Annotated in this window: 19 protein-coding genes and 2 pseudogenes; 11 read left to right on the forward strand and 10 right to left on the reverse strand. The window is 41.3% G+C overall.

Annotated features, from left to right (window positions below):
• Positions 1-174 precede the first annotated feature (174 nt).
• The 7 genes and pseudogenes from ACM0OY_RS05275 (at position 175) to ACM0OY_RS05305 (ending at position 6689) form a co-directional block, all read left to right on the forward strand.
• Positions 175-1119, forward strand: coding sequence for a glycosyltransferase (locus ACM0OY_RS05275; protein ID WP_414567835.1), 945 nt, complete (start codon positions 175-177; stop codon positions 1117-1119).
• Between the two features lie 12 nt (positions 1120-1131).
• A complete protein-coding gene (locus tag ACM0OY_RS05280; protein ID WP_414567836.1) occupies positions 1132-2088 on the forward strand; it encodes a glycosyltransferase family 2 protein in 957 nt (318 codons plus the stop codon).
• A gap of 90 nt (positions 2089-2178) precedes the next feature.
• Positions 2179-2760 (forward strand): hormogonium polysaccharide biosynthesis acetyltransferase HpsU, encoded by a 582-nt coding sequence (gene hpsU, locus ACM0OY_RS05285; RefSeq protein ID WP_414567837.1) that lies wholly within the window; start codon positions 2179-2181, stop codon positions 2758-2760.
• Positions 2761-3142: 382 nt separating this feature from the next.
• Complete coding sequence (locus tag ACM0OY_RS05290) at positions 3143-3361, forward strand: hypothetical protein (RefSeq protein WP_414567838.1); 219 nt, start codon at positions 3143-3145, stop codon at positions 3359-3361.
• Positions 3362-3519: 158 nt separating this feature from the next.
• Positions 3520-4764, forward strand: coding sequence for a PAS domain-containing protein (locus ACM0OY_RS05295; protein WP_414567839.1), 1245 nt, complete (start codon positions 3520-3522; stop codon positions 4762-4764).
• Positions 4765-4922: 158 nt separating this feature from the next.
• Positions 4923-6053, forward strand: a pseudogene (locus tag ACM0OY_RS05300) (ATP-binding protein); the annotation flags it as partial.
• Positions 6054-6200: 147 nt separating this feature from the next.
• Positions 6201-6689, forward strand: a complete 489-nt coding sequence (locus ACM0OY_RS05305; protein WP_414567840.1) for a hypothetical protein — start codon at positions 6201-6203, stop codon at positions 6687-6689.
• 219 nt (positions 6690-6908) lie between these two features.
• Here the strand turns inward: ACM0OY_RS05305 and ACM0OY_RS05310 are convergent, their stop codons facing one another.
• A complete protein-coding gene (locus ACM0OY_RS05310; RefSeq protein ID WP_414567841.1) occupies positions 6909-7307 on the reverse strand; it encodes a nuclear transport factor 2 family protein in 399 nt (132 codons plus the stop codon).
• A gap of 582 nt (positions 7308-7889) precedes the next feature.
• Between ACM0OY_RS05310 and ACM0OY_RS05315 the strand changes: the two genes are divergently transcribed.
• Together ACM0OY_RS05315 and ACM0OY_RS05320 are read left to right on the forward strand one after the other, a co-directional pair.
• Complete coding sequence (locus ACM0OY_RS05315) at positions 7890-8879, forward strand: DUF4437 domain-containing protein (protein WP_414567842.1); 990 nt, start codon at positions 7890-7892, stop codon at positions 8877-8879.
• A gap of 94 nt (positions 8880-8973) precedes the next feature.
• Positions 8974-9717, forward strand: a complete 744-nt coding sequence (locus ACM0OY_RS05320) for a hypothetical protein (RefSeq protein ID WP_414567843.1) — start codon at positions 8974-8976, stop codon at positions 9715-9717.
• Positions 9718-9878: 161 nt separating this feature from the next.
• On the opposite strand, the gene ACM0OY_RS05325 is transcribed toward ACM0OY_RS05320, so the two are convergent.
• Both ACM0OY_RS05325 and ACM0OY_RS05330 read right to left on the reverse strand, forming a co-directional pair.
• Entirely contained in the window at positions 9879-11186 is a 1308-nt protein-coding gene (locus ACM0OY_RS05325; RefSeq protein WP_414567844.1) for a hypothetical protein, read from the reverse strand.
• 159 nt (positions 11187-11345) lie between these two features.
• The gene (locus ACM0OY_RS05330) at positions 11346-11987 is read right to left on the reverse strand and encodes a hypothetical protein (RefSeq protein ID WP_414567845.1); all 642 of its coding nucleotides are present in this window, start codon (positions 11985-11987) and stop codon (positions 11346-11348) included.
• A 1103-nt stretch (positions 11988-13090) separates the two neighbouring features.
• Here ACM0OY_RS05330 and ACM0OY_RS05335 point away from each other — a divergent pair.
• On the forward strand, positions 13091-13519 hold the full coding sequence (locus tag ACM0OY_RS05335) for a hypothetical protein (RefSeq protein WP_414567846.1): 429 nt from the start codon (positions 13091-13093) through the stop codon (positions 13517-13519).
• Between the two features lie 235 nt (positions 13520-13754).
• On the opposite strand, the gene ACM0OY_RS05340 is transcribed toward ACM0OY_RS05335, so the two are convergent.
• Positions 13755-14429 carry a glycoside hydrolase gene (locus tag ACM0OY_RS05340; protein WP_414567899.1) on the reverse strand — a complete coding sequence of 225 codons (675 nt, stop codon included), beginning with the start codon at positions 14427-14429 and terminating at the stop codon, positions 13755-13757.
• A 353-nt stretch (positions 14430-14782) separates the two neighbouring features.
• On the opposite strand from ACM0OY_RS05340, the gene ACM0OY_RS05345 reads away from it, so the two are divergent.
• A complete protein-coding gene (locus tag ACM0OY_RS05345) occupies positions 14783-15745 on the forward strand; it encodes an aldo/keto reductase (RefSeq protein WP_414567847.1) in 963 nt (320 codons plus the stop codon).
• Between the two features lie 131 nt (positions 15746-15876).
• Here ACM0OY_RS05345 and ACM0OY_RS05350 read toward each other — a convergent pair whose 3' ends face one another.
• From ACM0OY_RS05350 to hemF, 6 genes and pseudogenes are all read right to left on the reverse strand, one after another.
• Positions 15877-16392, reverse strand: coding sequence for a DoxX protein (locus ACM0OY_RS05350; RefSeq protein ID WP_414567848.1), 516 nt, complete (start codon positions 16390-16392; stop codon positions 15877-15879).
• Positions 16393-16639: 247 nt separating this feature from the next.
• Positions 16640-18055, reverse strand: a complete 1416-nt coding sequence (locus tag ACM0OY_RS05355; protein ID WP_414567849.1) for an NAD(P)/FAD-dependent oxidoreductase — start codon at positions 18053-18055, stop codon at positions 16640-16642.
• Between the two features lie 223 nt (positions 18056-18278).
• Complete coding sequence (gene cobJ, locus ACM0OY_RS05360; protein WP_414567850.1) at positions 18279-20000, reverse strand: precorrin-3B C(17)-methyltransferase; 1722 nt, start codon at positions 19998-20000, stop codon at positions 18279-18281.
• A 197-nt stretch (positions 20001-20197) separates the two neighbouring features.
• A complete protein-coding gene (locus ACM0OY_RS05365) occupies positions 20198-20587 on the reverse strand; it encodes a hypothetical protein (protein WP_414567851.1) in 390 nt (129 codons plus the stop codon).
• A gap of 320 nt (positions 20588-20907) precedes the next feature.
• Positions 20908-21012, reverse strand: a pseudogene (locus tag ACM0OY_RS05370) (biliverdin-producing heme oxygenase); the annotation flags it as partial.
• A gap of 29 nt (positions 21013-21041) precedes the next feature.
• Complete coding sequence (gene hemF, locus ACM0OY_RS05375) at positions 21042-22085, reverse strand: oxygen-dependent coproporphyrinogen oxidase (RefSeq protein ID WP_414567852.1); 1044 nt, start codon at positions 22083-22085, stop codon at positions 21042-21044.
• Between the last annotated feature and the right edge of the window lie 122 nt (positions 22086-22207).

Here is a 22207-nt window from a genome sequence, read left to right on the forward strand (position 1 = left end):
TTGGTGGGTAGATAAATTTTGGTTTAGATTAACTAAGACTAAATGTGCATTAGATTTAAGATTTTAATCAAAAATCGTTCGACTGAGCGAAGCCAAAGTCCCAAATCTGTCTTAGAAAGTTCCGATCTAAGGAAGCCTTAGCTCAGACTTTCCGCAAAATCCCCAATTAAATCTATGCCAGATATCCAAATCTCTGCCATTATCTGTACCCACAATCGAGATGCCTACTTAGGGGCTGCAATTGATAGTCTTTTAGCGCAGAATTTTGCTGCTAATTTTGAAGTTATAGTAGTTGATAATGGGTCTAGCGATCGCACCCGTGAAGTAGTAGAACAAAGGACTGAAAATCCTCGCCTAAAGTATGTCTTTGAACCCACCATCGGTTTATCTGTTGCCCGCAACACGGGTGCAAAAGTAGCTAGTGGTGATATTCTGGCTTATCTAGATGACGATGCAGTTGCCAGCAAGGGTTGGCTGCAAGTTTTATATTCTGCCTATTACAATAACTCTAAACTAGCGATCGCTGGTGGCAAAGTCACTCTCCTATGGCCTGAAGGAATCCAACAACCAAGGTGGCTATCTCCAGGACTAGCTGGAAATCTGGGTGCATACGACTTGGGTGAAAATATCATTTACATTGAGCAACCTGGCTCAACACCGAGAGGCTTAAATTACTCCATCCGTCGCAGTTTCTTGGAAGAAATTGGAGGTTTCGACCCTCATCTTGGTCGAGTGGGGAAAAATCTATTATCTAACGAAGAACTACAAATGACCGAATTTGCCTTACAACGTGGTTGGCAAGTCGCTTATCTTCCTGAAGCACTAGTCGCTCACAATGTTGCTCCAGAACGCCTGCAACGTTCTTGGTTTTTAAACCGAGGCTGGTGGCAAGGTATCAGCGAGTGCTATCGAGAACAACTCGCTGGCAGAGCTGGTATCGCTCAATTGCAGCGAGGCGGCGAACGATTTTTGCGCGGTTTGTATAAGGCATTGCAATATTTCTGGGACCCAGCAGAACGATTTGACAAACTTGTGTATGCTTACGGCCAAATTGGCTATTTAAATGCCGCTATTCAAGGTCTTTTATCCACATCAAATAAGAAGTCATCAATATCATAAATTATACTCATTATGTCATCTAAAATACCAGTTTCCGTATTAATCCCGGCGAAAAACGAACAAGTCAACTTGCCAGCTTGTCTGACTAGCCTTAGCAGAGCAGATGAAATATTTGTAGTCGATTCTCAAAGTAACGATAATAGTGTTGAAATTGCTAAAAGTTATGGCGCAAATGTCGTTCAATTTAAATTCAATGGACATTGGCCTAAAAAGAAAAATTGGTCTTTAGATAATCTACCTTTCCGCAACGAATGGGTACTAATTGTAGATTGCGATGAACGCATTACTCCTGAACTTTGGGAAGAAATTGAGCAAGTAATTCAACAGGATGAATATACTGGTTATTATCTCAATCGCCGGGTATTTTTCTTAGGTAAATGGATTCGCTATGGTGGGAAATATCCCGATTGGAATCTGCGTTTATTTAAGCATAAAAAAGGACGCTACGAAAACCTAAATACAGAAGATATTCCCAACACTGGTGACAACGAAGTTCACGAACATGTAATTTTGCAGGGGAAAGTTGGGTATCTAAAAAATGATATGCTCCACGAAGACTTCCGTGACCTTTATCATTGGTTAGAACGGCACAACCGCTATTCAAATTGGGAAGCCCGCGTTTATTATAATATTCTCACAGGTCAAGATGATAGCGGCACTATTGGTGCAAATTTATTTGGTGATGCAGTCCAACGCAAACGCTTTTTGAAAAAAGTATGGGTACACTTGCCATTTAAACCCTTCTTGCGGTTTGTGTTATTTTATATTATCCAACGCGGTTTTTTGGATGGCAAAGCAGGATATATATATGCACGTTTGCTGAGTCAGTATGAATATCAAATTGGGGTTAAACTTTACGAATTACGGAATTGTGGTGGTCATCTAAATACTGCAACTACATCAAAGCAAGGAGTTATTGAGCCGGGAAGCAGAGGAACAGAGGGAAAGCTATTGACCATTGACTCCTAACTCTGGCAGTTTTAGATTTTGAATTTTGGATTGAAGGAGAAATTTAAAATCTAAAATCTTAAAATCTAAAATCTTAAAATCTAAAATTGAATGACTAATGACAAACCTTTCGTAGATTTACGCAAATATGACCAATCTTGGTTCGATCGCGGGCGACCAGGTTGGTATATTTTATTATGGTGGTTTGTACAAGCGATCGCCTTTCCCCTGACTCCTCAACCGTTAAATATTATACGTTGTACTATACTACGATTATTTGGCGCTCGTATCGGTAAAGGCGTATTAATTCGACCAACTGCCCGCTTTACTTACCCTTGGAAAGTTACTATTGGCGACTACAGTTGGATCGGAGATAACGTAGTTTTATACAGTCTCGATGGAATTAACATCGGTGAGCACTGCGTAATTTCCCAAAAAAGTTACCTTTGTACTGGTAGTCATGATATCCAAGACCCTGCCTTTGGCTTGAAAACAGCAAGCATTACCATTGAAAATGGCGCATGGGTGGCGACAGATTGTTTCATTGGTCCGGGAGTACAAATTGGGGCTAATGCTGTGATTGGCGCTCGTAGTAGTGTTTTTACTAGTATGCCCTCTGGACAAGTTTGCTGGGGAAGTCCATGTCGTCCGAATAAAGCCCGGATAAAACTCGATCCCGCTACAACACCGTGATTTCATCGATAGATATTGTAGGGTAGCACAGCTAGCTGTGCTACCCTTAATTAATTTTTAATCTTCAAGTTTTTTGCTAGCTGATATTTTCTTTAAGCGCTTATAGGTAAATTGGCAAGCTAAAATTGCAAGTAGCGTAGGTGTGGCCCAACTGAGCTATCGCCTACTATTAAATCCTCAACTTGCAGAATTTTAACCTAGAGATTATGTCTTTTTGTAATTGCTGTTGAGATTTTATACAAACCCTACTTGACAGATGTAGGCATTTTCTGGAGATAGTTTACTTTTAATTAAATCTTTTTACTTTCAAATACACAATTCGTGCATATCTCAAAAATTTGGCAGAAGATGTGATAGCCCAAATCAGCCAGGAGATGGTGTTGTGATTAATGAGGTGAAAACAGCCAAACCAGAAGATTGCCTAGTTGCTGGACAGATAGCGGCATTGATGGGTAAGCGTAGCCTATCGTACCCTGCTCTTGCAAAGATACTAACGCCAATGGGACTTGCTACACGCACCGTCTTGCTGCAAAAGACATCGCTCAATTGGCCAGTTACCCCACTGAGTTTTTTAGCAATTACCCTCAAAGCTGGGAAATAACCGTGAGTATCCTCCTGTCTTTTCGTTTTATCATGATGATTCTTTAGCGATCGCAATTAGTCCAATTCTACAGTAATAGCCACTCATGTTCTTCAAAATATCAAACCTTTGAAAGGCGAACAAATTCGATAATTAAAAAAATCTAATTATAAATAAGTATGAATTCTCATCAAAAAAATATCATATTAATAGTCGATGATATTCGTAACAATTTAAAATTGTTGTGCGATTTTTTAGAAGATTCTGGTTTTCAAGTTTTACTAACTGAAGATGGAAAAAACGCAGTAAAAATCGCAGAACATACTTTACCTGATTTGATTCTATTGGGTGTAATATTGTCAGGAATCGACGGTTTTGAAACTTGCAGGCTTTTAAAAAGCAATCCAGTTACTCAAGATATTCCCGTAATATTTATCAGTGCGCTTACCGATAAGGTAGATACAGTCAAAGGTTTGAATCTTGGTGCAGTAGATTACATCACCAAACCTTTAGAAAATCAAGAGGTATTAGCTAGGGTGAATATCCATTTACGGCTACGAAACCTCACAAAAAAACTCACATGTCATTCAGCAGCATTAGGTGAATGGAACAATCGTTATCAGGCATTAATTCAGGCAAGTGGTCAGATTCTCTACGACTGGAATCTGGATACAAACGATATCAGATATGGGGGAAATGTAGAGCGAATATTAGGTTATTCTATGCCTGAAATTTTGGGAGGTTTAAACCGTTGGCTAGAATTAGTTCATCCTGAGGATAAAAACGCATTTAACGAAGAGATTGACCGCGTTTTATTAACAAAAGACCGATTTCACCTAGAATTTCGTGTATGTCGCAAAGATGGCACTTACATCACAGTTGAAGACAACGGGTATATCTTTTTAGACTCCACAGGCAAAGTTGCTCGGATGGCGGGCTTTGTGATTGATATTAGCGAACAGCAAGTTGCGCTGCGGGAACGAAAGCAGGCAGAACAGAAAATTCTTGAACAAGCTGCTTTACTTAATATCACCACAGACGCGATTATCGTTCAAGACTTGGGTAACCAAATTCAATTTTGGAATAAAGGAGCTGAACATCTCTACGGTTGGATAGCAGAAGAAGTTTTGGCTAAGAATGCTAATCAGCTTTTGTATCGCAAACAAAGCTTCTGCCAACTGAAAAACATTCAGAAAACTTTAGCTGAGAGTGGTTCTTGGCAAGGTGAGTTACATCAAGTCACAAAACAAGGCCAAGAAATGATAGTTGCTAGCCGTTGGACACTCGTAAATGATGAAGAAGGGCAAGCCAAATCTATCCTCATTGTCAACTCCGACATCACAGAGAAAAAACAACTCGAAGCCCAATTTCTTCGCACTCAACGGATGGAGAGTCCAGGGCAAACGCATCTAAATTACTCTTGATCACAACGAAGGTTAAAAACCAACGAAAAAATCAGGATTTCGCGCTTGATTATTTTTTAAGCCCCAAAGCGATCGCCTAAAATTTTCGCAATAAGCAAGAGTTAATGACATTAATTTTAGTTCTATTGAGAATAGACTTTGCTTGTTGACATGATGCGGCCGCCCTGATGGAGAGTCTTGGCACACTAGCAAGTGGCATCGCCCATGACCTCAACAATGCACTGACACCCATCATGATGACAATGCAACTCCTTGAAGCAAAACTTCCTGACGAAAAAAGTCACCAATGGCTGGCAATTATGGAAACAAATGTTAAACGTGCGGCAGATTTAGTTAAACAAGTACTATGGTTTTCACGCGGCTCTGTAGGTAACTTTAAAACATTACAGGTACGGGATTTAATTTCAGAAATAGAAAATATTATCAAACAAACATTTTCCAAAGCTATTGAAATTCGTATCGATGTTCCTACACAAAACCTGTGGAATATCTTTGGTGATGCTACTCAGCTGCACCAAGTGTTGATGAACCTGTGTATTAATGCTCGTGACGCTATGCCTCATGGTGGGATCTTGAGGATTTCTGCAAAGAATTTCTGGGTTGATAGCCACTATGCTCGGATGAATATTGATGCTAAGGTCGGTTCATACATAATGATTACCGTCTCTGATACAGGTACAGGAATTAAAAGAGAAATAGTAGATAGAATTTTTGAACCATTTTTCACGACCAAACAAGTGGGTAAAGGCACAGGGCTTGGTCTTTCAACGGTACTTGGCATCATTAAAAGCCACAGCGGTTTTATAAATGTAGTTACTGAAGTTAGCAAAGGCACAGAATTTCAAGTTTGCTTACCTGTAACTCAAACAATCGAAACAGATAGTAAATTATCTGGAGAACGTGAATTACCTCCAGGGCATGGAGAATTGATTCTAGTTGTTGATGATGAAGATTCAATTAGAGAAATTACTAAAACTTGGTTGGAACAAAATGGCTACAAAGTTATAGTCGCTAATGATGGTATTGATGCGATCGCACTTTATACAAAACATCAACAAGAAATTAGTGTACTGCTGATTGATATGATGATGCCATGTATGGATGGGCCAACAACTGTCAATGTCTTGAAAAAAATAAATCCAGATATCAAAATTATTGGTCTAAGTGGTCTAGCTTCAAACCATGAAATGATTAAAACTCTTGGTAACAGCGTCAAAACCTTTTTATCCAAGCCCTACACTTCATGTGACTTGTTAAGAAATTTACAAATGGTGCTTCATACAAAATAGATTAGTCATTAGTCATTTATGATTGGGCATCGATTATTAATTATTCCCATTATCTCGCCATTTTCCCATCTCCCAATCCCCAATCCCCAATCCCCATGCCCAATGAGTGGTAATATGTTCTCATGGCTGCTCTAATCCTTGCTATTGATGAACAAATTATTGGATGAAACGCTGTCAATTAAAGTTGCTCAACGCATAAACAGCAGAGCTAATACCCCGTTTGAAAATGCTTACAAAGCAGCATTGTCCACTGAGGGAGCAAAATATGTTCAAGGATTTTTAACTTTTGCTGGAAAGCCATACAGACCAATTGAACACAGTTGGATTGAACTAGGCGATACTTCCAGTAATGACTCCCTTATCCGCATTGTCGATCCCACATTACCGCACCTGAAAAAAAATCCTCAAGAACTCTGGTATTTTGCTGCACAAAAGCTGACAGTAAAAAAACTGAAAGCGATAATTGAAGAATCAAAAGAAGATTATCCAGAAGACAATCCGTTACCTATCTATGGTGACCCACCTTATGAATATTACGGTGATGTGATGTTAGGTGGTCAAGACTATTTAGCAGCATATCAAGCAGCGGAAGCTAAATGTAAAGAAATCAACGAACTTAACCCTGAGAGAAACTGATACCATTTTGAATTTTCGACTTTCCTGCGGAACGCTACGCTCAGTCGAACGATTTTAGATTTTGGATTATTGTTTCAAGGGTAGCCGCTGCTCTACGCCAGTTGCTTCCCTAACTTTGGGCTTCCAACGCAAGACGCCAACTAAGCAACCCACTGGCTCCACTTTACGCGCTCACCCCAGACTTCATGCATTGCTCAATTCTGAATTCAGAATTATCTTTTAATACGATTTCCCATCACTACCAAAATATTCCCGATACGCACAAATTTTGTCTCCACGCACATCCAAGGAAATTGCTACTCGTCTTTTGTAAGGCTGTCCTAAAAAAAGTCCCTCATCTGTAAATTCAAAGATAACTGTCGTTTCATTGCTGGTAACGCGGTCTAAACTAGTCACCTTCAAGGTAGTACCGAAGCATTCAGAAACAAACTCGAAAAGTTCTCTAGCTGGTTGTTTTCCCACATTCAAACCGTGGAATTTTCCCATAGGAAACCAAAGGGTAAAATCTTCTGTAAACATGTCTAACAATGGTTCCCACTTCCCTGTTGCCATACCATGCGTCAGATTTTCAAATGCTTGCTGAGCAACTTTTAAAGTATTTTCTGAATTTTGTGTCATTGTTGTAGCTTCCCCTTGATATCTTTTATACATTTTTGGTTTTTAGATTTTCAAATTACTAGCAGTAATTACTTTAAATAGCTACATATATTGCATAATTTATACATAATTTCATGAATTGCAAACCGAGTTATGCTATTGAGACTTGGTGACGATCGCATTAATAAATAGTAATACTATTAATCGAAATTATACACACCTAAGGTAGGACAGCTATGTTACCCTACGAATATCTATTGGTTAATTATTTTTCTATGTACTTTACCTATCTGCAAACCGCTATATACTAATCTGGTTTATTTTTTAACTCCTACAGCGTGGTGCGCGTTCGCGTTGGCAAAGCCTCTCGTAGAGAAGCGTCTGGCAGAGAAGCGCAGGGCAAGCGCGATAGGTAGGGAGTAGGGAATCGGCGTTATCGAGGAATAGGTCGTTTTTTCACGCAATCAAATAGGAGTCCTATATATTTAATTTAAATAATTCTAATTTTGAGATTTTATTTTAAATTACAACTCAAGGCTAATTTATTAAGCAAGTTTAATAATTATCCTGTAATTACTAAATTAGTAAAAACTGGAAACAGATATGGTTAAAGGACATCAAGACAATCAAAGCTCAAATTTCCTCCATAATAATGTTCATCTCTCACATGCAGACACCGATATTCAAATGAACAAGAAGATCTTTGCAGGGCGCAAACATGTAGAAACTGAAGAGTCACTCAACTCAGTTGTCAACTTTCCACAAGTGCCTTTTGACGTAAAAAACTTTATTATCGGTCAAGACGCTACTGCCCAAGTTCTATCTGTCAACGAAAGTACAGGTGAATCTACACAGCGAGTAGTCCTGAAAAAGGGTTGGAGCGCACCTGTTGGTCACTTTACTACCAATGTGGAAATTTTTGTTTTAACAGGTGCACTTCGGCAGGGTGGGTTTATACTACGCAATCTCAGTTACTCTTTCATCCCCGCAGGTATACCTACTGGCCCTTGGAAAACAGAAGAAGACACTATTCTCTTGTGGATGCCAGATGCTACGCCCACTTACATCACAGAAGACTACGCAGATCTTCCCCAAATCCCGGAAACTTCTGTATATCATGCAAATATGCAGACCCATGAACGGATGACTGAGTATGTTCCATTGCAAGAACTCCACGCAATGAAATGGGAGAGTACAACCTTTTTGCCTCCAGGTTCAGTGCGTAAAAGTCTCTACACCAATAAAAAAACTGGACGCGCCACGTGGATTCTCGGTTTAGTACCTATGTGGATTGAAGGCAATTTCTATGCTGGTCATCCTACTACTGAGGAGGCATATGTCATTTCTGGGGATGTGCTTGGACATTGGTCTATGAGCGACGATCCTTTTAATAGACGTTATACAGCAATGTGCAAAGATGGCTATTACTGGCGACCTGCCCACATTCCACATGGGCCCTTTTGGACAGAAAGTGGGGCACTACTTTTGTTTCGCACTAATGACCGCCTAGATTGTTATTGGATACTGCATAACCCAGATATTACTCAGCAAGATGAGATACGTCTGAAAGCCGCAACCAATAAGGACAAATAAAGTTTCACTAGAGCGAAAACTTTTTTCAAAGGGCGATCGCACTTCTCAAAGCACGGCCAGCAAAGCAAATAACTTTATCCACAAAGATTTTACAATGACAGACGCCTTAGGATGGCGAAAAAAATTCGGAGTGCTTGCGCCCAGCACGAACACCATCGTCGAACCAGATTTTCACGCGATGGCCGTATCAGGCGTTACCTCTCACATGTCCCGGATTCATATTCGAGACCAGGACTTGAGTAGCGATGAAAAAATGGTGCGGATTATCGAGCAAATCGACAACGAAATTCTTTTCGCAGTCGATCGCGTGATGACTGCGGGTATTGACTACCTAATTATGGGAGTGAGTGCTGAGACATTTTGGGAAGGAATTGAGGGGAATAAAGCTTTAGTCAAACGCCTTGAGGACTATACTGGACTGCAAGTGGCTACCAGCAGTTCGGCATGTCAGGCAGCTATGGAAGCGTTCAAACTAAACAAGATTGCAGTCATCACCCCTTATCAGGCTGTGGCTGACGAAAAGTTACGCCGCTTCTTGAGTGAAGTCCAAGTAGAGGTCGTGCGGCTGAAAGGACTGCGTTGCCCCACTGCAAGAGCGATCGCCGAAGTCTCTGAAGATACTCTTCGCAGCTATCTTCAGGAACTCGATGGTGATGATATAGATGGTATTCTACAAATGGGTACTAATTTGAGTATGCTCCGGCTCGCCGACGAAGCAGAGCGATGGCTCAAAAAGCCAGTCATTGCCATCAATGCAGCAACGTGGTGGTATGCCTTACGACATAACAATATTGGCGATCGAATCTATGGGTGTGGCAGACTGTTGAGAGAATTTTGAAAACGGCGAATGACCAAATAATTATTAATTCATAATTGATAATTGATAATTAAAGAATGGGTACAAGCCCCCACTGAATTTTTAATTATTAATTATGAATTAGTTTGACCAAGGTGTGGACTTACAAATGTTGTTGAAATCAATGAAAATTTCTGTCAGAATTACCAACTACCAATTTTTAAAGCTCGTTGTTTGTAACGGACTATGTACAGTACAACAATTAGCAATATAAACGCTTTGACTGTAGATGGCTCCACTACCTTCTTCACTTCCGTCGGGGTTTGAGGAGTAACACTACATGGAATTTCAATAATTTGTGTATGATCGGGACCGTTATTATTCGGAGTTAGATCGCATTCTCCTTTGTTGGTGAGAGACAAAGGTGGATTTGGCGAAGGAGAAGAAATGGATGGCTGGCTTGAAGAGCCTGAAGAACTGTCACCATTCAGTAATAAAAGCAGAATTAAACCAAGACCGCCAGCTCCAATTATTGGCCAGAGTGGGAAGGAATCAGAACTGTCTTGCACCAAGACATCTCCCGGAGAACCGGGGAAAGTATCGAGGCTTATTGTTTCTCCATCCAATCCTACTGGATTGTCACCCAGTAAAATATCTCCTGGCATATCTTCTCCCAAGAGTTGATTCAATTCTTCTGGAATTGCATTATTGGGGCGTCCGAATTCCCCACCATCTTCAGAGTATGGAAAGGATAGTACTTCAAAAATCCTCTTTTCCAATTGGTTCTGATCTCCAGAATTCAGTGCATCTAAGCCTCTGGAGATTTTATCTAAATAAAAATTCGTCATTTCTGGCGATAGACCTAGAGACTGAATCTGCTCTCTAATGTTGGAAATTTTTGAGGCCTCTTCAAACAGTAGCCGTCCATATGACAATTTTAAGTTTAGTAATCCACTACGGAGGCTAAGCGAGTTATTAGCTTCTGAGTAAGGTGCCCAGTAAAACTGCTTGGTTACAAGTCCCAGTCCTTCTACTGGGTTACGACCAAAAGGTTGTCCCAGGACGTATTGAGATCCATCCATGATTGTGGAGGATTCTTTTCTCCAAAATGAGGCGAAAGGCACTGTAGAGAGATTCGGATTGTTACCGTAAAAGCTAGCGAAATTCTGGAAATTTTTCTCCCCACCAGCAGCTCGTATCAATAGATTTTGATAGCTAGTCCCACCATTTAGTTCAAGTAATCGCTGGATTACTGTTCCAGTTTTGTTGCAGGTCAAACCGAATCCCACATTACATCCAGGGATTACTCGCATCTGACTGAGATTTTGGTTATTGATTTGGTACTGGAGATACTCATACTCCAGCCCTCGTTGGATACCATAGCGACCAATATTTAACTGTGCAAAAGCAGACTGACACGTAGTGAGTACTACTGCAACAGATGAAAATGCGATAGTCGCCCAGCGAACTGCCTTCGGCATAGCAATTCTTTGAACAGTTGATTTAGGCAAGATATACCTCCACTAAATAAGGATTGGGCATTGGGCATGGGGCATGGAAAAGAGGCAGAGGGGGAGGGGGTAGGGGGCAGGGGGCAGGGGAGGTGTGGGAGGATGGGGAAGAAATCTTTCTCCCCACACTCCCCACTCCCTATCTCCCGACTTCCCACTTCAACTCTTAGGTAAATAAATATTGATGGTGATTCCTGTACCTTTAAGATTTCCTGATGAGAGTGTGTGATATATGACCAATGCTCGGTTTGGTTGGTCAAAAAGAAATGCGCGGCGTGTGGGTTTGATCTTCCCTTCCTTGACTAGGGAAACGAAGGCTTCTAAATATCTTCGTATACCTTGACGGTTCTCTTGATTAGTATTCATATGACGCTCAATTAGCATCATAAAAAAGTCCAAGCTACGATTTTCTTGACCCTCTATCAGACTTCCCTCATCTAAAAAAGAACTTGCTATGAGTCTGTTATCAACTTGTTTAACTTTAAAAAGAGTAAAGTAACGCCCCTCTTTTTTAGGATCGTTGGCATAACAAACCCACGAACCTTCTTGATTTTGTGTAAAACCCTGGTCAGCAAGGTAAGAAAGGAAAGAATTGCTTGCTTTGGTTTGTGGTGGAGGTAATAAATCTTCAATCGGATCTAAAGAGCAAATCCTTTGGGTTGTCATCTGTTGAGGAACAGCAGGAGTCTCTTGGGTATAGACGTCGATAGGCTTGTCATCAGACAATGCAATGTTAGACATCGCAGCCAACCCAGACACTTGGAAAAAAAATACTCCAAATAAACGAACAATGATATTCATGTTTGTCCTATTACTTTTGCTTACATTGTCAATAATCAAGTTATTACTAAATCAGGATTGATCTAGTAGTCTGAAATTATTTGCTAAATTCCAGTGTTTTCCTCATTTGGTCAACATTAGACTAGATTTTCAGGGAAAAAATAGGGCTATTTGATATAGGTAAATCAGCAAGACTAGACATAAGTATTATCTAGATAAAAGGCAGAAGTTAAAACTTTTATTGACAATGGAAATCTGGCTTTTCGATATTTTTATATATACGAAAAACGACTGACATTCTGTCATTTTTTTATATTTAAATTGAATTTCTCACTATATCTCAGAAGGTTTCATAATGTACCTTTCTGTCTATAATGATTACTAAAAAGTGGCTTTGTTAGCTATTCAATAGCTTCTATAGCCAGAATTATAGAAACTCTGTGCTTTGTACAGTAAGCTTTTTACTGATTCTGGTGATAGATTAAATAATGTTTTGGTTCTTTGGAGGTAGCACACCTAACTAGCTGTTTCAGCATGTTTTCTATTTGATGTATAAAATAATATCTCTTGACAGTAAAATAATATTACCATGAGCTTGAGACATGCAACTCTTTTGTGGACAGTTGTCAAAGTTGTACACGCTAAACTATAACTACCTCTTGATTAAATTTTATGGCAAATACCTGAGAGTAAAAGTCAATTGACTTATACACGCCTAGTATTTTAAAATCTAATACTATTATTCTTTGTGCTAGTAGCTAAATGTTTAAAATATAACAAATACTGAAATTATATACGGATAATTCATGTATTATGATTATTAGATAAGCTTGATTGTCTGAATTTTGGGCTACAGGCGATCGCGTAAAGGAAAGTTAAATTAGATTACAAATATGTAACTATGATTTAACAAAGTGTTGTCATAGACCTTATAAGCCTGAATCTTTTTATTCACCAATAATTCTAGGATTGTTACATATTGTTATAAGTAACCAGTATGTAGTTAAATTTGCTCTGTAGATAGAGGAATATCCTAAGTAAAGTGAGTACAATTTTCTTATGGCGATCGCTATTCTTGACTAAAATCAAAATGTAAACTTGGTATTTTTACAAGTTTTGGCTGTATGAATGCGGAATTTTTTTACAGAATTCCTTTGATGCCGTTAGGGTTACTCTGGCTGGCTTATGCTTTTCTGGGGTGGTATCTTGCTGCTAATCATATTATTTGGTTAGTAGGAGCTTTTGTAGTTGCTGTGGTTATAGCTGTAACACGCAAGAGTATTTCTTGGTTAGAGCGTTTAGTTGAATTTGGCTCTAAAGTCTTAGTTGTCATCTTATTTTTAAGCATATCAATTACTTTAGTTGCAACTTGGTCGTTATTATTTAGTCTATTTCTCATACCATTAGCAACTACGCTTTTAGCTGACTTGGAAATGCGTTTTGCTGGTTTTAATAAAGAAGATTCGTTTTGGATATTAACAATCCTAGCCATATTTGGTTTGGTAGTAGGTGAATTAATAGATATTCTATTTTTTCCGAGTAGTAGATATTGAAGAATAATTTAGAAATTCAGAGTTTCAGACTTGGTAAACCACGCCTATAAGATGGGTAAGTAGAACTGGATTTTGACTGATATTAAATTGAGAAAACTGTCTTTTTATTTTTAACTATTTCCCAAAATTAGCTGATTTAATTTGGTCTTTGAGAGGCTTAGCCATAAACACCAACGGCGGGGGTAGCCAGCGCTCTAACTTAGTAACTTCAATTAGCTGTAAACTTTATCTGATTTTATCGTTGTTTAGTGGGAGGATTTGGGGATGGAGTCAAATTTGGGGTTGTTGGTTGCTTGGCTGCGTTTAATTCCTCTTGCAACATTTTCTGATAAATCTTAGGCAAAGAATTACTAATAGAGTTAGTTTCTATGCCATATCCCAAACTTGTCCAAGTGGGAGAAAGTCGCCGCAACACTTCATTTAATTTTCCCTGACGCAAGAGTTGAGAAATATCAGTTCCCCAAACTTTTGAATCATTCAGCCAACGATAAACTACTATGTCTTGATATTCTGCTTCAAAACTATAATTAACCCAAAACATCAAGCGCATTGGGTTCGGGTGGTAGCGAGGGGCTATATTATACCAGGTAGTGTTGATGATTTGATATCTACCAGCAGCAGTAGAACAATTACCTGTGTTGGGGCCTGTGATAATTGTGACGCATATCTCAGGATGTCGTTTCAGTTCGCTGACTTGTTGTCCACCATACAACAGAGAATAGGGACGGTTACCATTTGCCTCACTTGCCGAGATGGTTCGCATCAAAGCACGGATATAAGGGTCGCCCTCTTTCATTACCAAAGGTGGCTGTCTAACTTCAAAGACCGGATCGGAAGGCGATCGCAATTCTCCTTGAATATACCACTGCAACAAACACACAAAGCCCAAAAGCGCGGCTATTGGCCCAATCAGTTTTTCAACACCTTTGAATTCAAAGCCTTTCAGAATTTGACTCCTTGAAATTTACTTTTTTCGCTAACGAAAATTATCGACGAACTCATTGTGACAAAATTCGCGTTTGTTGTCAGTTATCATTCGTGGTTCGCTGATTTTTTTTGACTAGAGGGAGTGGGGAGTGCGGCGCACCTAAACATTTTTTACTGAAATCTCTCTGGAATTGAAATACTGACTAAATTGGAGAAATCCTGCCTTCTTATGTCGAAAAGTGTATCTCAAGAAAGATATTGTGAGATTTACTCTTGTGTTTAAATTAGCACGCAGTTGTATGTACTTAAGAAGTAGTTGCTATACAAGGGAAACAGATGTCCGAAACTACATCAAATTCAGAAATGCTATATCGAGTTCTTGGTAGTACAAAAGAGCAAGTTTCTGCCATCGGACTTGGTGGTTGGCATATTGGTTTGAAGCACGTTGATGAGCAACTGGCGATCCGCATTGTTCGCACGGCAATCGATCGCGGCATTACTTTTATGGATAATAGTTGGGATTACAATGGTGGAGTTAGCGAAATTCGTATGGGGAAAGCACTGCGCGATCGCTACCGTGAGAAAGTGTTCCTAATGACGAAAATTGATGGTCGTTCCAAGAAAGCAGCAGCAAAACAGCTAGACGAATCACTTCAACGTTTGCAAGTTGATTGCATCGATCTCGTTCAGCACCACGAAATTATTCGCTACGAAGATCCGCATCGAGTTTTTGACCCAGAAGGGGCGAATGCTGCTTTTATTGAAGCACGAGAAGCTGGTAAGCTGCGATACATTGGTTTCACTGGACACAAAGACCCACACGTGCATTTGCATATGCTGGAAGTTGCAGCCAGTCACAATTTTAAATTTGATACAGTGCAGATGCCGCTCAATGTAATGGATGCACATTACCGAAGCTTTGAGAAACTGGTTTTGCCAGAACTAGTCAAACAAAACATCGGCGTTCTTGGCATGAAAAGCCTAGCAAACGGTATAATTTTACGGTCAAATACTGTAGAGCCAATTGAGTGTTTACACTATGCCCTGAATCTGCCGACATCGGTTGTCATTACCGGAATTGACAGTATGGAGATTCTCGAACAAGCTTTGACAGCGGTACGAACATTCCAGCCGATGAATGAACAGCAAGTGCGATCGCTCTTAGCAAAAACGGCAAAAGCATCATCAAGTGGGGAGTTTGAGCCATTCAAAACTTCATCAATTTTTGACAGCACTGCCCAAAATCCAGATTGGCTAGGAGACGAGCCACAACGCATTCAGGAATTGATGCCAGGTTAATTCAGAATTATGAATTAAAAATGGGTATGAAATCAATTTCCAATAGCCGCAAAGTAGGAAGCAAGCTACATAATTCGTAATTTAATTATGGCGTATGAAACTGTTGCCTATTGCCTATTGCCTGTTGCCTTTTACATGTCATTGCTAGAAGGATTCAAAGCATAATCAGCTGCTGCTTGGGTGCGGCGGCGGCTCATTTTTTGTTCATGAGCATCATAGGCAATACAGATCCAAATTAAAGCCATGAATAAGATGGTTTTGTTAAAGCTTTCTGCTCCATTAGGAAATAGGCTGCCAGCAGGTACAATGCCAAATGCTAAAGTAATGCTAAACGCTATCAGTATTAGTAATAAACCCGTCCAACGTACCCAATAATTGAGAGCAAACAAAGCACCCAGCAGAATTTCTGCTAAAGGTAACAACCAGGCATAGGGAATGGCGATTAACCAAGGTAGTGGCCCCAGCCCTTCCCATCCCGGTGGGATTCCAGGGCCAATTATTTGGAGTTTTTGAATGAGAACAGTTTGGTAGAAACCGTTAGGAACACTAAAGTTGAGATAGTTAGTAATACCAGAAAGAAAAAAGAAAACACCCATTATTACGCGACTGACAACAACAGCCGTCCGCAGGTTGAGTAAGTATTTCATAAGTGGACTCCTAGAAATGAGATTGAGTTTGGATATTTTGTAGAGAAAATAATCTGGAAACTGCTGAGAAAATTCATATGAGGGAGCAACACATCCTTGGGTGAAGACGCGATTCATCGCGGCTCTACAAAATGGTCTATTTGTCGCATTATTTTTTTAAATTCGGATTAATTCCCCATATTCTTTATTTATTGATGCTATTTGTGAATGCAACTTAGTCTGACTTCTCTTGGCGTTCCCATATCCTTCAACGAGAAGGAGGTGCAAGCCGATCTAGTAAAGTGGGTACACCTGTCCAACCGAAATTTTGTTGAAATTGCATCGGCAAAGCAGCCCGCCAGATGAGGGGAGTTGCCAAAATTAGTCCAGCGGCGACGGTTGCAACGCCATATAGCAAAGGAGTCTGTCCTAACTGCATGTGAGAAAAAGGGCGATCGCGCCTGAATAATTCGTCAGTTAGCCATTCGGTTGTGGCTTTGCGATTATGTCCAAAGTTTGGTAGCAGTTGTAAATATGTTGCTTCCCGAATCAGATGACCGGGCTGCCCTTTAATCTGAACTTTATTAAATAAGTTAGCAACACCTTCGTTAAGTCCCAGTTTCATCAAAGTACCGCGCATTTGGATTTGCACAGGTATGGCGGGTTTACCTTCCCCAAGCCGCTTGAGGTTTTGAGCGATCGCTTTTCCTTGTTGATAAGCAACTTGGGCTGTGGTTGGTTGGGGATTATCGTTATCTGTGGCACAGTCTCCAGCCGCAAAGATTTCCGGAAAATCAGGTAGTTGCAATGTTGGCGTTACCACTAGCCGCCCGCGATTGTTTGGAACTGATAACTCTATCAACAAAGGATTGGGTGCAGTTCCAGCAGTCCAAGCGATCGTCCCAGCAGGTAAAATTTGGGTTTGCTCATGTTGGCGGTACTCTACACCATCTGCATAAATTTTGGTGACAGCTGCATCAAATAAGAAATCTACAGGAACCACCCGACGCTTAAGCGCCCGTTGCACTGTACACCGCAAATGACTATTCACGTCTCCTTTAAGGATTTCTCGGCTGCGGTTAACTAGCACCACCCGAATTTCATCGGCATCACCGCCCAACTCGTCGTACCAAATGGGTAGTAAATCTGCTAATGTACAAGCCAGTTCAATGCCAGCCGGCCCTGCCCCAATGATGGCAACAGTCAGCAGTAGCCGACGACGTTCTGAATCTTGAGTTTGGATTGCCTGATGCAGTCTGTGTCGCAAGTTTTTTCGCAAAGCGATCGCCTCTTCGCCAGAGGTAAATGGCATGGCATACTCCGCTGCACCGGGAGTATGGAAGTAGGTTGTTTTACTACCCAGCGCTAATACTAAGTTGCTGTAGTCAAAAAGCTTACCAGAGGCGAGGATGACTCTGCGTTGATGTGGGTGAATCAATTTCACTGTGTCCTGCACAAAAGTGACACTACTATCAGCTAAAAGCTCTTTGTAGCGCGGATAAACTTGTGTGCTATGTAATTCGCCGCTCAATAATTCATATAATAAAGGTTTGAAACTAAAGCGATCGCGTTGGTCAATTAAAATAATAGGATGCGAGTAATTTTGATGGCTTAAGTGGAGAGCTGTAAACAGTCCAGCAAAGCCACCACCCAGGATGACTGTGGGATCAGATGCTTGCTGCATAGGTGTAACAATTACTGTGAGTGAACTGCTCTTAGTATGGCGACACCTAGCAACTCTTAAGTGATGAAAAAATAAAGCTTGACTGAAAAATTCCAGGGAATTTACAACATAGTTTTCACTATTTTCTCAGCAATAATTCAGATTATCGAATTGGGATCAGAGAAAAGAAATTTTCATTGTTCCTTTTTGTTTATCCCTTTTCCCTTTTCCCTTACCCTGATTGTTAGGCGTAACGGCGCGGTGTATAAACCCAAATGCCACCATCCCCACGCTTGATAATTCGGGTTTTTGTGGAACCGACGATAATAATTGTCCGCATGTCGGCGGTAGCTGGTGCTAATTCCTCAAGTGTTATCACCTTTACAGTCTGTCCTCGCCTGCCCAGATTCCGCCCTAAGACCACTGGTGTATCCGGTGTTCGATGTTGCAACAAAATATTTCTAGCTTCTGCCAGTTGCCAAGTACGGTCTTTGGAAACAGGGTTGTAGAAAGCAATTACAAAATCAGCCTCAGCAGCAGCGGCAATTCGTTGGGCGATGGCCGACCAAGGCTTTAAGATGTCAGAAAGGGAAATTGCACAGAAGTCATGCCCCAGAGGCGCACCAATGGCTGCGGCTGCTGCCTGCATCGCTGAGATGCCTGGTGCCACATGAATATCAATAGTCTCCCATTCCGGTTTAGCATAGCGATCGCATACTTCAAAAACCGCTGTTGCCATTGCATAGATACCAGGGTCGCCAGAAGAAACAACGGCGACATATCGCCCAGATGCGGCTAAATCAAGTGCCATCTGTGCCCGTCCTTCTTCTTGGCGGTTGTCGGACTCATGCCGTTGCTTGCCATCTCCGAGGGAACCAATTAAATCTAAGTAGGTTTTGTAGCCTACCAAATCAGTTGCCGACTTGAGTATTTGCTTCACTTCTGGAGACATCCACTCTTGACTACCAGGCCCCGTGCCAATAATCGCTAACCGCCCGCGTGTCTGACCGATGGTGTTAGGGTCAATTGGGTCTTGGGCAATGGCGATCGCAATGTGAGGGGAAGTAGATATAGGAGATGTACCTGTGGCGGCGATCGCTGCGGCTTGGGCGGGGCTATAACCTTGGGAAAGCCAACTTTCTAGCTGATTTGAGGTGAAAAAGCGAGCAGGCACTCTCAAGGCGCTAGCTATGGCGTGGATGGCGGGATTGGCTGCGGTGGTGATGGGTGCAAATATGCCTGCGACTGATGCTCTTTCGAGTCCGGCATCAGCTAATAGTTGCTGTACTAAAGCTACTGCTTGGTCTGTATAATTACTGATATCATCAATTGCGATCGCTATAGTTGCAGGGTGGTAGACAAGGCAGTTGGGCGCAGGAGTCAGCAAACGCTCTGTAACCTGGATGGTCAAATCTGCATTTGCATCTATGGGCAGTTTGCTATCGCTCAACCAGGGTGCTACGCCTTCTAGCTTGACTTGCGCCCCGGCAAGCAAATCTGAGATAAATTTTTTGGCATCGTCTGGGTTCGCTAAATGGTATCCGGGGGGAGGAGATAACAGCGCTGTGCCCAAACGTAAATCCCCCGTAGTAGTAATTGCAGGTTTGACATCAAGGGCTTGAGCAATGCGGCGTGCCAAATCATTTACCCCAGCAAGTCCGCCCAACAAGGGGACAACAGCGCTACCATCTTCAGCCACAGCTAGCACTGGTGGTTCCTGTTGTTTGTCAGAGAGCATCGGAGCTAGCGTCCTAATCAAAATCCCAGCAGCACAAATGCCAATCAGCGGCGTTCCCTGAGCAAATAACTCGCGCACTGTCTCGCCAAAATTCCTGAAGCTGACATCTACCCCAGACGTGCGACCCTCTAAACCGTATAATGTCGTTCCTGGTAGGACACTGATTATTTTGCGTGCTACTGCCACGCTATTTTGACCTAATACTACAATCGCGGGTGCAACGTTCATCGTGGTGGTTTTTGATTGTCAACATCAGTGGGGAGGGGAGAAATGGGCAGGGAGCAGGGAGCAGGGGGAAAAAGGGTTTGAGGCTTATTTACTTTTCTTCACACAGTTCGGTTTTATTCTGCCCACTTACTTAATCTTTCCCCTTGTCCCCAATTCCTCTTGTCCCCTTGTTCTTTTCCCATGCTCAATACCCAATATCAATTAGCTTTACGCTCTTTGAGTACTTGATCTAGCAAGTTTCTTGCAGGTTGCGCTTTAGCCAACGCTGCTTGATGATCACTGTAAGCACGAACAAGCCGAAAAAGACTGCTCACACCTGTCTTAAGTTGCTCAAGTTCTTCACCACCGATCAATTCTCCATCCAGCATCCGCCCAATCAATGGTTTGATGTCGCCCACTTCTTGGCGGACTTTTTGGAGCTTTTCTACAGAACTCAGTAAGGTTTTTAAGGAGTTTAAGATATTATCAATATCTTGTCCATCCTCCACAGATTCAAGTTCTTCTTCAATTGTTTCTGTATCTTTGTCTGAAATTGTAGACAATTCCTGTGCAGAAGTTTCATTTTTAACCCCGTTTGACCGTGCCATTAACGTTTCCTCAAGGAATTTTTCTTAGTGTATCGCTTATTCCAAGTTTCTCAAGACAATATTATTAATTTTAGATTTTAAATTTTGCAAAAAGCTTTGAGCGGAGGAAACTTCCCCTCAAAGCTTTTCAAGACGGATTTTGGGTTGAAAATTCTAAATTTAAAAAGGTCTGAGAGCAAGGAAATTTATTTGTGTAAAGAATCTAAAATTCTTTATTCAAGCCCCTGCCTAGAGTAGGCCTGTTTCATTTCATTTCAAACAGGATTTGTCAAGATGGTTAGCGAGAAAATTGTCAGTAGGGGTGACGATGAGATGAACATTTCTACTATCCCTTTGAGAAAGCATTTCATAAAGGCGGTATTTTCTGCCATTGTGTGCGAATATTTAGTGCCTTCTCGCAAGCGAACATCTAAATGACTGCTTATCGTGAATACCTCATTGCTGAAAAATATTGTTATTTTTGGGCAAAAGTCCCATTTAGCCAATCGTGAGGCTGGAGAAAGATTTCGCTCAGCCGTGCTTCGGGTGTGCCTGGTTCTGGCTCGTAGCAATATTCCCAGCGTGCTAAAGGTGGTAGAGACATCAAAATAGATTCCGCCCGTCCCTGGGTTTGCAGACCGAAAACTGTTCCCCTGTCATACACGAGATTAAACTCTGCGTAACGACCCCGACGGTACAGTTGAAACTGGCGCTGGCGATCGCCATACTCGGTGTGCTGTCGTCGTTCTACAATAGGCACGTAAGCAGGTAAAAATGCTAGACCGCATTGATGTACAAAGCTGAAAATATCTTCCCAGCTACGAGATACTTGCCCTACTTGTTGACTGTAGACTGCTGCTGGACTATCTGTGTCACCACCAACATAAAGTTGTCCACTTGCGTCTTGATAGTCAAAAAATATGCCGCCGAGGCCTCGTTGTTCCTGGCGATGCTGTAAGTAAAAATATTCATCACACCAGTGTTTGAAGACTGGATAATATTCTGGATGAGAGGCATCACAAGCACGTTTTAGGGAGGAATGAAAGTGAATCGCATCTTCTACAAAGGGGTAGTATGGCGTTAAATCAGCCCCTCCACCAAACCACCAAACGGGGCCAGCTTCAAAGTAACGATAGTTCAGGTGTACGGTTGGCACGTAGGGATTGCGAGGATGCAACACTAACGAAGTACCCGTGGCAAAAAAATCATGTCCGGCTGCTTCTTTTCGTTGGCTGAGAATCGCAGGAGGCAAAGTATCACCCCAAACTTCTGAAAAGTTAACACCGCCTTGTTCAAACACCCGCCCTTCGCGAATCACACGGGTACGTCCTTCACCTCCTTCTGGTCGTTCCCAATGGTCTTCCCGAAAGCAGGCTTTTCCGTCAAGTTGCTCCAGCACAGTACAAATTTGATCCTGTAAGCTCTGCATAAATTGTTTTACGCGCTGGCGTGAATCCGCAGGAAGTGTATTGTCAGAAGGTGTGAGTAATTGTGTTTGATTCCCCGAATGACGACTCATGCTGGATACCTTTTAATCTCTAAGAGTAATTACATTTAATTACTATATAGTTATCAAATGTTAAAAAATAAAAGTGTTTCAAAACTTAATAAACTATTTGTTTGGACTTTTCCTTGCAATAC

Source organism: Nostoc sp. CCY 9925, from assembly GCF_963920935.1.
In the GTDB taxonomy this organism is placed as follows: domain Bacteria; phylum Cyanobacteriota; class Cyanobacteriia; order Cyanobacteriales; family Nostocaceae; genus Nostoc.

Coding starts and splice junctions, on each gene's coding strand:
- ACM0OY_RS05305 (WP_414567840.1), top strand. CDS start 6,201: ATGAACAAATTATTGGATGAAACGCTGTCAATTAAAGTTGCTCAACGC.
- hemF (WP_414567852.1), bottom strand. CDS start 22,085: ATGAGTCGTCATTCGGGGAATCAAACACAATTACTCACACCTTCTGAC.
- hpsU (WP_414567837.1), top strand. CDS start 2,179: ATGACTAATGACAAACCTTTCGTAGATTTACGCAAATATGACCAATCT.
- ACM0OY_RS05275 (WP_414567835.1), top strand. CDS start 175: ATGCCAGATATCCAAATCTCTGCCATTATCTGTACCCACAATCGAGAT.
- ACM0OY_RS05355 (WP_414567849.1), bottom strand. CDS start 18,055: ATGCAGCAAGCATCTGATCCCACAGTCATCCTGGGTGGTGGCTTTGCT.
- cobJ (WP_414567850.1), bottom strand. CDS start 20,000: ATGAACGTTGCACCCGCGATTGTAGTATTAGGTCAAAATAGCGTGGCA.
- ACM0OY_RS05350 (WP_414567848.1), bottom strand. CDS start 16,392: ATGAAATACTTACTCAACCTGCGGACGGCTGTTGTTGTCAGTCGCGTA.
- ACM0OY_RS05310 (WP_414567841.1), bottom strand. CDS start 7,307: ATGACACAAAATTCAGAAAATACTTTAAAAGTTGCTCAGCAAGCATTT.
- ACM0OY_RS05330 (WP_414567845.1), bottom strand. CDS start 11,987: ATGAATATCATTGTTCGTTTATTTGGAGTATTTTTTTTCCAAGTGTCT.
- ACM0OY_RS05365 (WP_414567851.1), bottom strand. CDS start 20,587: ATGGCACGGTCAAACGGGGTTAAAAATGAAACTTCTGCACAGGAATTG.
- ACM0OY_RS05315 (WP_414567842.1), top strand. CDS start 7,890: ATGGTTAAAGGACATCAAGACAATCAAAGCTCAAATTTCCTCCATAAT.
- ACM0OY_RS05345 (WP_414567847.1), top strand. CDS start 14,783: ATGTCCGAAACTACATCAAATTCAGAAATGCTATATCGAGTTCTTGGT.
- ACM0OY_RS05295 (WP_414567839.1), top strand. CDS start 3,520: ATGAATTCTCATCAAAAAAATATCATATTAATAGTCGATGATATTCGT.
- ACM0OY_RS05280 (WP_414567836.1), top strand. CDS start 1,132: ATGTCATCTAAAATACCAGTTTCCGTATTAATCCCGGCGAAAAACGAA.
- ACM0OY_RS05320 (WP_414567843.1), top strand. CDS start 8,974: ATGACAGACGCCTTAGGATGGCGAAAAAAATTCGGAGTGCTTGCGCCC.
- ACM0OY_RS05335 (WP_414567846.1), top strand. CDS start 13,091: ATGAATGCGGAATTTTTTTACAGAATTCCTTTGATGCCGTTAGGGTTA.